Here is a 10,524-nt window from a genome sequence, read left to right on the forward strand (position 1 = left end):
CGCCGATGAAGGCCGCCGAGATCGCCTCGAGCTCGAACCCGTCACCGGCCTTGGGGCCCGCCAGGTTCAGTCGCGCGGTGAAGATGAGGCCGGCCAGCGCCGCGAGGAAGCCCATGTTGACGAACAGCCAGAAGTCCACGCGCCGCGTCTTGATGCCCGACAGCTCCGCCGCGTGGCGGTTGCCGCCGATGGCGTAGATGTGGCGTCCGAAGACGGTGCGGTTCATCACGATGCCGTAGACCATCACGAGCGCCGCCAGCACGATGAGGGTGACCGGCACGCCCTTGTACGTCGCCAGCGCCCACGTGAAGAACCCGATCACGAGCGCGAAGGCGAGGAGCTTCACCGCCACCCAGACGATCGGCTCGACCTCCTGGCCGTACTTCGCCCGTCCGGCACGGGTGCGCAGCTGCTGCACCACGAGCGCGCCGATCGCGACGGCGCCGACGAGCAGCGTGAACACGTCGGGGTCGCTCTCACCGAAGATGCCGGAGAGGAAGCCGTTGCCCATTGCCCGGTACTCGGTGGGGAACGAGCCGATGTTCGCGTTTCCGAGCACCACGAGCGCGAGCCCGCGGAAGATGAGCATGCCGGCCAGGGTGACGATGAACGCCGGGATGCCGACGTAGGCGATCCAGAATCCCTGCCAGGCGCCCACGAGTGCCCCGATGAGCAGCGACAGCACGATGGCGAGCCACCACGGGTACTCCATCTTCACCGCCAGCACGCCCGAGACGGCGCCGATGAAGGCGGCGACCGACCCGACCGACAGGTCGATGTGGCCGGCGATGATGACCATCACCATGCCGATCGCCAGCACCAGGATGTAGCCGTTCTGCACGACGAGGTTGGAGAGGTTCTGCGGGCGCAGCAGGATGCCGTCGGTCAGGATCGTGAACAGCACGACCACCGCGATGAGCGCGAGGAAGATGCCGTTCTTGCCGAGGTCGGTGAGCACGGTCGACAGCCACCGGGTGAACCTGTTGTCGGCGGGCTGGATGAGTGCGCCGGCTGCCTGCGACTCGGCGGGCGTCGATGGCGTCTGCGTTTGGTTGGACATGATCGTGTCTCCTGCGCGCCCGTCAGCGGGGCTTTTCCATGGTCATGAGCTTGAGGACGGATTCGGGGGTGGCCTGGTCGACCGGCAGCTCCCCGGTGATGCGGCCCTCGGACAGCGCGTACACGCGATCGGTGATGCCCAGCAGCTCGGGCAGCTCGGAGGAGATGACGATGATCCCCTTCCCGGCCGCGGCGAGCTTGTTGATGATCGTGTATATCTCGTACTTCGCCCCGACATCGATGCCGCGGGTCGGCTCGTCGAGGATGAGCACGTCGGGGTCGGAATAGATCCACTTCGACAGCACCACCTTCTGCTGGTTGCCGCCGGAGAGCTTTCCGGTCTTCGCCAGCACGCTCGGTGCCTTGATGTTCATGCTCGTGCGGTACTCGTTGGCGACCTTGAACTCCTCGTTGTCATTGACAAGGCCGGCTTTCTCCAGCTTCTTCAGCGACGCCATCGAGATGTTGCGTTTGATGTCTTCGATGAGGTTCAGCCCGTAGGTCTTGCGGTCCTCGGTGGCGTACGCGATGCCGGCGTCGATCGCCTCGGCGACGCTGCGGGTCTTGATCTGACGGCCGCGCATGAACACCCGCCCGGAGATGCGCGAGCCGTAGCTCTGACCGAACAGGCTCATCGCGAACTCGGTGCGACCGGCGCCCATGAGCCCGGCGATGCCGACGATCTCGCCGGCCCGCACGGTGATCGAGACCTTGTCGACCATGACCCGACTGGGGTCCTGCGGGTGGTGCGCCGTCCAGTCCTCGACACGCAGCAGCTCCTCCCCGATCTGCGGCTCGTGATCGGGATAGCGGTGCTCGAGGTCGCGGCCCACCATGTCCTTGATGATGCGGTCCTCGGTGACCTCGGCCTTCGCGATCGTCTCGATCGTCTTGCCGTCGCGGATGACGGTGACGGCGTCGGCGACCTTTTTGATCTCGTTGAGCTTGTGGCTGATGATGATCGACGTGATCCCCTCGTCCTTGAGGCTGAGGATCAGGTCGAGCAGGTGGTCGGAGTCGGCGTCGTTGAGCGCCGCGGTCGGCTCATCGAGGATGAGCAGCTTCACCTTCTTCGACAGCGCCTTGGCGATCTCCACCAGCTGCTGCTTGCCGACGCCGAGCTGACGGATCTTCGTCGTCGGGTTGTCGCGCAGGCCCACACGTCGCAGAAGCGCGGCGGCGTCGAAGTTGGTTTTGTTCCAGTCGATGAGTCCACGGGAGGTGCGCTCGTTGCCGAGGAAGATGTTCTCGGCGATCGACAGGTGCGGGCTGAGTGCGAGCTCCTGATGGATGATGACGATGCCCTTGGCTTCGCTGTCGCGGAGGCTCTTGAAGGACACCTCCTCGCCCTCGAACACGATCGCCCCGTCGTACGTGCCGTGCGGGTACACCCCGGAGAGCACCTTCATGAGCGTGGACTTGCCGGCGCCGTTCTCGCCGCAGATGGCATGGACCTCTCCGCGCTTCACCGCGAGGGTGACGTGCGAGAGCGCCTTGACGCCGGGAAAGGTCTTGGTGATGTCGCGCATCTCCAGGATGTTGTCGGTCACGTGTCCCGCTTCCTCGGGGGTGGACAGGGGGTCGGCCGATGGCGACGGGCACGGATGCCGCCGCCACCGGCGCGGGGTGTTACAGGCCGAGGTCCTCGGCGCTCCAGTAGCCGGTGTCGACCAGGGCCGACTCGACGTTGTCCTTGACCACGGGCACCGGAACGAGCAGGTACGAGGGCACGACCTTGACGCCGTTCTCGTACGTTTCGGTGTCGTTGACCTCCGGCTCCTCGTCGTTCAGCAGCGCGACGGCCATCGCGGCGGCGACCTTCGCCAGCTCGCGCGTGTCCTTGAAGATCGTCGCGTACTGCTCACCCGAGAGGATCGCCTTGACCGAGTCGACCTCGGCGTCCTGCCCGGAGATCACCGGCCACTCGTCACCCGTGCTGTAGCCGGCGTCGGTGAGGGCCGAGATGATGCCACGCGAGATGCCGTCGTAGGGCGAGAGCACCGCGTCGACCTGCGTGCCGTCGGAGTAGTCGGCGGTGAGGATGTTCTCCATGCGGCTCTGGGCGGTCTCGCCGTCCCAGCGCAGCGTCGCGGCCTGCTCGATGTCGGTCTGACCGGACTTCACGACCAGGGCGCCGTCGTCGATCAGCGGCTGGAACTCCTCCATCGCGCCCTCCCAGAAGAAGAACGCGTTGTTGTCGTCGAGCGATCCGGCGAACAGCTCGATGTTGAACGGACCGGCGGGAGCGTCCGCGAGCGGCTCACCCTCGAGGTCGGTCAGGCCGAGGCCGTTGAGCACCGAGCGGGCCTGCTGCTGGCCCACGAGGAAGTTGTCGAACGTGGCGTAGTAGTCCACGTTCTCGGTGTCGCGGATGAGGCGGTCGTAGGCGATGACCGGGATGTCGGCGTCGGCGGCATCCTGCAGCACCTCGGACAGCGTCGTGCCGTCGATCGAGGCGACGATGAGAGCCTCGGCGCCCTTGGTGATCATGTTCTCGATCTGCGAGACCTGCGTGGGGATGTCGTCTTCGGCGTACTGCAGGTCGACGGTGTAACCCTCGGCCTCGAGCGCCTCCTTGACGGCGTTGCCGTCCTGGATCCACCGTTCGGAGCTCTGGGTGGGCATGGCGACGCCGATCAGGCCGCCGTCGCCCTCGCCTTCAGACCCGCCGCCGTCGCCGCTTCCGGAGCATCCCGAGAGCACGAGGGCGCCGGCGGCCAGGGTGGCCGTGGCGAGGAAGAACTTCTTCGTCTTCACTGTGTTTCCTTTCCTTCTGACTGCACTGTCTTGGTGTTCAGATGTCGTGACCGCTGCCCCGGGTGAGGGCTACCGGCGGTCGTCGGTGGTCTGTCCGTAGACGTTCTGGTACCTGTCGTAGAGCCGGTCGATCGCATCCTGTGGGATCGGGATGAGCTCCCCGCCCTGCCGGGCCAGATGCACGGTGCGGGCGACGTCTTCCACCATCACCGCCGCCTTGACGGCATCCTTCGCGCTGGAACCGATCGTGAACGGGCCGTGGTTCTGCATCAGCACCGCCCGCGACCGATGCCCGGTGAGCGTGTCGACGATCCCGCGGCCGATCGAATCGTCACCGATGATCGCGAACGGCCCCACCGGCACCTCGCCACCGAACTCATCCGCCATCGCCGTGATCACACACGGAATCGCCTCCCCACGCGCCGCCCACGCCGTCGCATACGGCGAATGCGTGTGCACCACCCCGCCCACCTGCGGCATGTTCCGGTACACATACGCGTGCGCGCCGGTGTCACTCGACGGGGAACGCTCACTGCCCGGGGTGCCAGGGACGACGTTCCCGTCCAAGTCGCACAGGATCATGTTCTCCGGCGCCAGAGCGTCATACGACACCCCCGACGGCTTGATCACGAACAGGTCAGCACCCGGCACGCGGCCGGACACGTTCCCACCGGTCCACACGACCAGGCCGTACCGCACCAGCTCGGCGTGCAGCGCCGCGACCTCGGCGCGCACACGCGCGACGGCGACCTCGGTCTTCACACCGGTCACGTAGCGGTCTTTCTGCTCGGCGTCGCTGCCAGTGCCCACGGTTCGGCTCCTTCGCCCGTCGGACGATGTGACTGTTCGGATTCGGTCATGTGACCGTTCACATCGCGGAAACCCTAGCAACTCCGCGCCGGTGCGTGTCAAGCCGTCGTGAGTCTCGGCTTGGTAACGGACGTCACCGGGCAGGGCGCAACGCGGTGGACGAACGCACGACCAGCTCGGGCACGATAGCGCCCCCGGCCGTCGCACCGGCCGCCGCGCCCCCCAGCAGCAGGTCGACACAGCGGCGACCGAGTTCCGCGAAATCCTGCCGCACGGTGGTCAGGGGCGGCCAGAAGTGCGCGGCATCCGGAATGTCGTCGAAGCCCACGATGCTGATGTCGCCCGGCACGTCGAGTCCCTCGTCACGGATCGCGTGCATGAGCCCGAGCGCCATCTGGTCGTTCGACGAGAAGATCGCGGTGAAGTCGCGCACCCTCAGCAGCTCCCGTCCCGCGTAGTAGCCGAACTCCGCGGTCCAGTCCCCGAGGATCGGCGCCGTCGTGGGGATGTCGGCGTCGCTCATCTCCTCGAGGAACCCGCGCATGCGGGCCTCGGCCTCGATCCAGTCCTGGGGACCGGCGATGTGGTAGATGTCGCGGTGGCCGCGCTCGATCAGATGCCGGGTCGCCAGTCTCGCGCCGGCGATCTGGTCGACGGACAGCGTGTGGCCGGGGTCGAGATCGGTGGACTGCAGCGTGACGTACGGGATGTCCAGACGCTGGGCGGCGAGCGCGCGGAAGACCCGCACCTGGGGCGCGATCACGACCAGGCCCTCGATCGACTGGGCCATCAGGTGCGACAGTCCCGCGGGGATGGACTGCGGGTCGCCGGGTTCGATGTTGGCGGTGGAGACCCAGTACCCGCGAGCGCGAGCCGCTGCCTCGATCGCCGCGATGCTCGAGGCGGGTCCGTACTGGCTGCTGGACGCGGCGAGGATGCCGATCGTCTGGGAACGGCTGGTGACCAGTGCCCGCGCCGCACGGTTGGGGCTGTACTGCAGGTCGGACATGACCGCGAGCACCCGCTCACGCGTCTCGGGCCGGATGCTGGGGTGGTGGTTGAGCACCCGCGACACGGTCTGATGCGACACCCCGGACAGGCGCGCGACATCGCGGATGCTGGGCCGTCGCCCCATCGCGTCGTCGGTCATCCCCGCCCGTCCTCGCTGCACGTCCGTGTGCACGGTCACATCGGTTCCGCCCATTATGCCCGGCCTGCGCGTCGGCGCTGTCGCGCGCCCTCCCCGGCCCGCATCTCCCTCTCCTCGCCCTCCCCTCCCTCACCCTCGTCCTCCCGGCTTCGGTCGTCGCAGAGGTCCCCTCCCCGGCCCCGCATCGGGCCCGGCGCGCCCACCGAACCCGGGCACTCACGCCGCGGGCGTCGCGCCTAGACTGCCCGCATGTCGGATCTCGGACGCTTCCTGCCGCTGAGCAACCGTCCGCGCGCAGACGAATCCGCCGTCTCGGGAGACCGCCGCGGGCAGATCGCCGACATCGTGACCGCCGCCGCGGGTGTGATCAGTCAGTGCGCCCCCGAGAGGGCACCGTCCCTCGCCTCCGCTTTCCTGGCCGCCGCCGGACTCGAGAGCGATGCCGCACCCAGCACCCCACCCACCGGCACCGGGTCCGGCACGACCCCGGCCCCGGCACCGACCCCCGCCACCCTCACGACCGTCGCCGAGCGCGTGCGGGGCGGGCGACACCGCGGCGGGCGGCACCTCGCTCGCGCGACGCGGGCCTACCTGGTGCTCGCGCGCGACGCGAAGGTCGCACCGCAGCTGGGTCCCGCCGTCACCGGCGCGGTCGCCCTCTCCGCCTCCACGACCGCCCCGTTCGCACGCCGCGCTGCGATCGCCGGCCACACCGTGCAGGCAGTGGACCATGGCTGGCGGTTCGGCCGCGGCCCGTTGCTCACCGGCAGTGCCGTGCAGATCGTCTCGTTCCTCCTCGGCGTCACCGACGAGCCCCCACGCCGGTCGACGGGTGCCGCGCCGGGTACGCTCGAAGAATGACCGGTCTTCGCTGGGGAATCCTCGCCACGGGCGGGATCGCCCACTCCTTCACGAGCGACCTGCGCACCGCGGGCCTCGATGTCGCCGCCGTCGGATCGCGCACGGCGGCATCCGCGCAGCGCTTCGCCGACGAGTTCGGCATCACGCGGGCTCACGGGTGGTACGCCGACCTCGCCGCCGACCCCGACGTGGACATCGTCTACATCGCCACGCCGCATCCCGCCCATGCCGAGAACGCCATCGCCATGCTCGATGCCGGCAAGCACGTGCTCGTGGAGAAGCCGTTCACGCTCACCGCCGCCGAGGCCGTTGCCGTGCGCGACGCCGCGCGTCGCAACGGATTGCTCGCGATGGAGGCCATGTGGACGCGCTACCTGCCCCACATGGTGCGCATCCGCACGCTCATCGCCGAGGGCGCCGTCGGCGAGGTGCGCACGGTGTTCGCCGACCACACCCAGAAGATCACCGCCGATCCCTCGCATCGCCTCAACGCCCTCGAGCTCGGTGGCGGCGCACTGCTGGACCTCGGCATCTACCCCGTCTCGTTCGTCTGGGACGTGCTGGGAGCGCCCACATCCGTGCGCGCCGTTGCGCGCCTGGCCGAGACCGGCGCCGACGCCGAGGTGGCCACCGTGATGACCCACGCCAGCGGCGCGGTCTCCAGCACGGTGTCGTCTTCGCGCGCCGCCGGCCCCAACACCGCGCACGTCGTGGGCACCGAGGGGCGCATCGACATCGACCGCACCTGGTATGCCCCGACCACCTTCCGCCTGACGTCCCCCGACGGCACCGTGCGGGAGGAGTTTGTCTCCGACATCGACGGGCGCGGCATGCAGTACCAGGCCCTGGCCGCCGAGCGCCTCATCGCCGAGGGACGCACCGACAGCGACGAGCTGCCCCTCGACGAGAGCGTCGCGATCATGGGCACCCTCGATGACATCCGCGCGCAGATCGGTGTGCGCTACCCCCAGGAGGCATGAACATGGCTGATCCGCAGCCGGCACGCGTCGCGGTCTACCTCGACTTCGACAACATCGTCATGAGTTGGTACGACCGCGTCCACGGTCGCAACGCCTACTCCCGCGACCGCCAGAAGATCGCGGCCGACATCAACGACCCCGAAGTCGCCGAGCGCCTCGCCGCCGCGACCATCAACGTGGGCGCGATCATCGACTACGCGGCATCCTTCGGCACACTCGTGCTCACCCGCGCCTACGCCGACTGGTCCATGCCGGTCAACGCGGAGTACCGGGCGCAGCTCGTCGCCCGCGCCGTCGACCTCGTGCAGCTCTTCCCGGCGGCCGCATACGCCAAGAACGGCGCCGACATCCGCCTGGCGGTCGACGCCGTCGAAGACATGTTCCGACTGCCCGACCTGACGCACGTGGTCATCGTGGGCGGCGACAGCGACTACGTGCCGCTCGCCCAGCGCTGCAAGCGGCTCGGCCGCATCGTGGTGGGCGTGGGCGTGGCGGGATCGACGGCGAAGTCGCTCGCGGCGGCGTGCGACCAGTTCGACTCCTACGACTCCCTTCCCGGCGTGACCCGTCCCGAGACGCCGGAGGAGAAGAAGGATGCCGCGCCGGCGCGTGCCCGCGCACGCAAGCGCGTCGTCGACCCGTCCACCGAGCTGCTCGAGCGGGCGCTGCGACTGGAGGGCGTGCGCACCGACGATGAGTGGGTCAACGCCTCGGCGGTCAAGGACCTCATGCGCCGCATGGACCCGTCCTTCAATGAGAAGGAGCTCGGCCACAAGACGTTCACCGACTTCCTGCGCGACCACCCCAAGGTCGTCGACCTGCGCGAAGAGGGCAACACCCGGCAGGTGCGCTTCCACGCCGACGCACGCTGACGCAGACGGCCGCGCGACTGAGCTTCCGAGCGCGCGGGTGCTACCGACCCGCAGGTGACGTCGACCACAGCGCCCACGCGACGAGCAGCGGCTGGAAGAACAGCCGCGCCAGGCGCTTCGCGTCGCTGTCGAGGCCGAAGCCGTCGCGATGGTCGGTGTACTGGGCGATGTTCCCGGGGAACACCGCTGCGAAGAACGCCGCCAGCGCGACACCGATGCGACGGCGCTCCTTCGGCAGCGCGATCAGCGCCACCCCGAAGGCCGCTTCGACCACCCCGGATGCCACGACCACGCCGTCCTTGTCGATCGGCACGACCCGCGTGGTCCAATCCGGCACCTGCGCCTGGAATTCGCGACGACCCCAGAACAGATGACTGAGTCCGGCGAAGAGCATGAACCCGGCCAGCAACCACCGCGCGACACTTCTCATGAGCGGAGTGAATCAGACCGCGGGGCGGGCCGCCGACGGGTTGACACCGGTCCTCGGTAGGCTGAGGGGGTGAGCGATGCCCTGCAGAGCCCGCCGCTGATGCGGATGCCTGACGGCACCGTCAAGCAGGTGGGCCCCCTCACCGGCACCCGCGTGTGGACCGTGCCGGGCCGCGCCAGTCGACCCCTCTTCACGCCCCGTGCGGACGCCGCCCGGCTCGCTCCGGGGCAGGAACGCCGCCTGTGCGCGTTCTGCCAGGAGCGCTACCTCGACACGACGCCGGAGAAGGCACGCCTCGTCGGTCCCGACTTCACGGAGCTGCGGCGCGTCCCCGCCAGCGCACTGTCGGACACCGTCGCGGAGTTCCGCCGCTTCGGCAACCTCTTCGAGATCGTCTCGGCGGAGTACTGGCGAGAGAACCACGGGTTCCGCCAGCCGTCCGAGGTGGTGCGGTGGGCGCAGGAGTACCTCGCCGACCCCGTGGGCCACGAGCACATCCGCAGGCTCGCACAGGTGCGGGAGCAGGCCTCGGGCGTGCCCCAGAGCCTGGAGGAGGCGGCGCTGGACCTCGTCGGCGGATCGCACGACGTCGTCGTGGCACGCCGCCACGTCGTCGACGGCGCCCGCACCGACGACCAGCTCGCCTCCGCGGGACGGCTGACCCCCGACGAGCACGGCGCCTACACCGCGTTCACCGTGCGCAGCCTCAGCGACATCGCGCGGGCACAGCCCCACGCGGCGTACGTGGCTGTCTTCCAGAACTGGCTGCGGCCCGCCGGCGCGTCGTTCGAGCACCTGCACAAGCAGCTCGTCGCGATCGACGAGCCCGGTCCGCAGCTGGACCGGGAGCTGCGCATGCTCGCCTCCGACCGCGGCCTGTACCAGCACGCCATCGTCGACATGTCGGTGCAGCACGGGCTGCTGGTGGCGGCGACCGACGGTGCCGTCGCCTTCGCCGGCGTGGGGCACCGCTACCCGGCGTTCGAGGTCTACTCCACCGCGGCGGCGAACCTGCCCCACGAGCACACCGCAGGCGAGGTGCGCGCGGTGTCCGACCTCGTGCACGCCCTGCACGCGGCGACCGGCGAGCACGTCCCCACCAACGAGGAGTGGCACTACCGCCCGCCGGGGGCCCCGTGGCCCATGCCGTGGCGCGTCGTGCTGAAGTGGCGCATCTCCAACCCGGCCGGATTCGAAGGCGGCACCAAGATCTACGTGAACACCATCGACCCGTGGCAGCTGCGTGCACGCGCCGTCGCCGAGCTGACGCGGCTGCGTGAGGCGGGAAGGCTCGCCCCCGGCATCCGCATCGGAGACGAGTGCACACCTGCTGACGTGCACCTGCGCTACGCCGAGGACGCATGATCGACCTCGCTGCGCTGCGCCGCTGGCCCGATGTCGAAGCGGCCGGGCTGACCGCTTCCGACGCCGCCGACCGGCTGCTGCTGGATGAATCGGCCTCGACACGTGCCGGGCTCGCTGATGGCACCATCGTCGTCATCAACGACGCGTACGGTGCTCTGGCGCTGGGAGCGGCGGATGCCGGGGCCACCGGCATCCGCGTGCACCAGGACCTCATCACCGGTGAGCGGGCGCTGGCCGCCA

General features: G+C 69.2%; 10 protein-coding genes and 1 pseudogene. 5 read left to right on the forward strand and 6 right to left on the reverse strand.

Translation table 11 applies throughout. The features are described 5' to 3' along the window. The 5 genes from NQ160_RS08890 to NQ160_RS08910 form a co-directional block, all read right to left on the reverse strand. Positions 1-1,060 (reverse strand): ABC transporter permease subunit (locus tag NQ160_RS08890; RefSeq protein ID WP_257514870.1); only part of this gene is annotated, 1,060 nt, incomplete at its 3' end. Positions 1,061-1,082: 22 nt separating this feature from the next. After that, entirely contained in the window at positions 1,083-2,609 is a 1,527-nt protein-coding gene (gene mmsA / locus NQ160_RS08895; RefSeq protein ID WP_257514871.1) for a multiple monosaccharide ABC transporter ATP-binding protein, read from the reverse strand. Between the two features lie 79 nt (positions 2,610-2,688). Then, the gene (chvE, locus tag NQ160_RS08900; RefSeq protein ID WP_308211464.1) at positions 2,689-3,816 is read right to left on the reverse strand and encodes a multiple monosaccharide ABC transporter substrate-binding protein; all 1,128 of its coding nucleotides are present in this window, start codon (positions 3,814-3,816) and stop codon (positions 2,689-2,691) included. Positions 3,817-3,885: 69 nt separating this feature from the next. Next, positions 3,886-4,587, reverse strand: a complete 702-nt coding sequence (locus tag NQ160_RS08905; protein ID WP_257514877.1) for an L-ribulose-5-phosphate 4-epimerase — start codon at positions 4,585-4,587, stop codon at positions 3,886-3,888. 172 nt (positions 4,588-4,759) lie between these two features. Beyond that, a complete protein-coding gene (locus NQ160_RS08910) occupies positions 4,760-5,776 on the reverse strand; it encodes a LacI family DNA-binding transcriptional regulator (protein WP_257514878.1) in 1,017 nt (338 codons plus the stop codon). A 249-nt stretch (positions 5,777-6,025) separates the two neighbouring features. On the opposite strand from NQ160_RS08910, the gene NQ160_RS08915 reads away from it, so the two are divergent. From NQ160_RS08915 to NQ160_RS08925, 3 genes are read left to right on the forward strand one after another with little or no spacing between them, the layout of a single operon-like run. Continuing rightward, positions 6,026-6,637: a hypothetical protein gene (locus NQ160_RS08915; protein WP_257514872.1), complete on the forward strand. Its 612-nt coding sequence runs from the start codon at positions 6,026-6,028 to the stop codon at positions 6,635-6,637. Beyond that, positions 6,634-7,617 carry a Gfo/Idh/MocA family protein gene (locus NQ160_RS08920; RefSeq protein ID WP_257514873.1) on the forward strand — a complete coding sequence of 328 codons (984 nt, stop codon included), beginning with the start codon at positions 6,634-6,636 and terminating at the stop codon, positions 7,615-7,617. Before NQ160_RS08915 ends, NQ160_RS08920 begins: the two co-directional genes overlap by 4 nt. A gap of 2 nt (positions 7,618-7,619) precedes the next feature. Further along, entirely contained in the window at positions 7,620-8,489 is an 870-nt protein-coding gene (locus NQ160_RS08925) for an NYN domain-containing protein (RefSeq protein WP_257514501.1), read from the forward strand. Between the two features lie 40 nt (positions 8,490-8,529). Here the strand turns inward: NQ160_RS08925 and NQ160_RS08930 are convergent, their stop codons facing one another. Further along, the gene (locus NQ160_RS08930) at positions 8,530-8,919 is read right to left on the reverse strand and encodes a DoxX family protein (protein ID WP_257514874.1); all 390 of its coding nucleotides are present in this window, start codon (positions 8,917-8,919) and stop codon (positions 8,530-8,532) included. Positions 8,920-9,018: 99 nt separating this feature from the next. Between NQ160_RS08930 and NQ160_RS08935 the strand changes: the two genes are divergently transcribed. Next, positions 9,019-10,284, forward strand: coding sequence for a DUF4921 family protein (locus tag NQ160_RS08935; RefSeq protein WP_374113643.1), 1,266 nt, complete (start codon positions 9,019-9,021; stop codon positions 10,282-10,284). After that, positions 10,281-10,524 (forward strand): annotated as a pseudogene (locus NQ160_RS08940) (SAM-dependent methyltransferase); the annotation flags it as partial. The gene NQ160_RS08935 and the pseudogene NQ160_RS08940, both read left to right, overlap by 4 nt.

This window comes from Microbacterium sp. zg.Y909 (genome assembly GCF_024626565.1).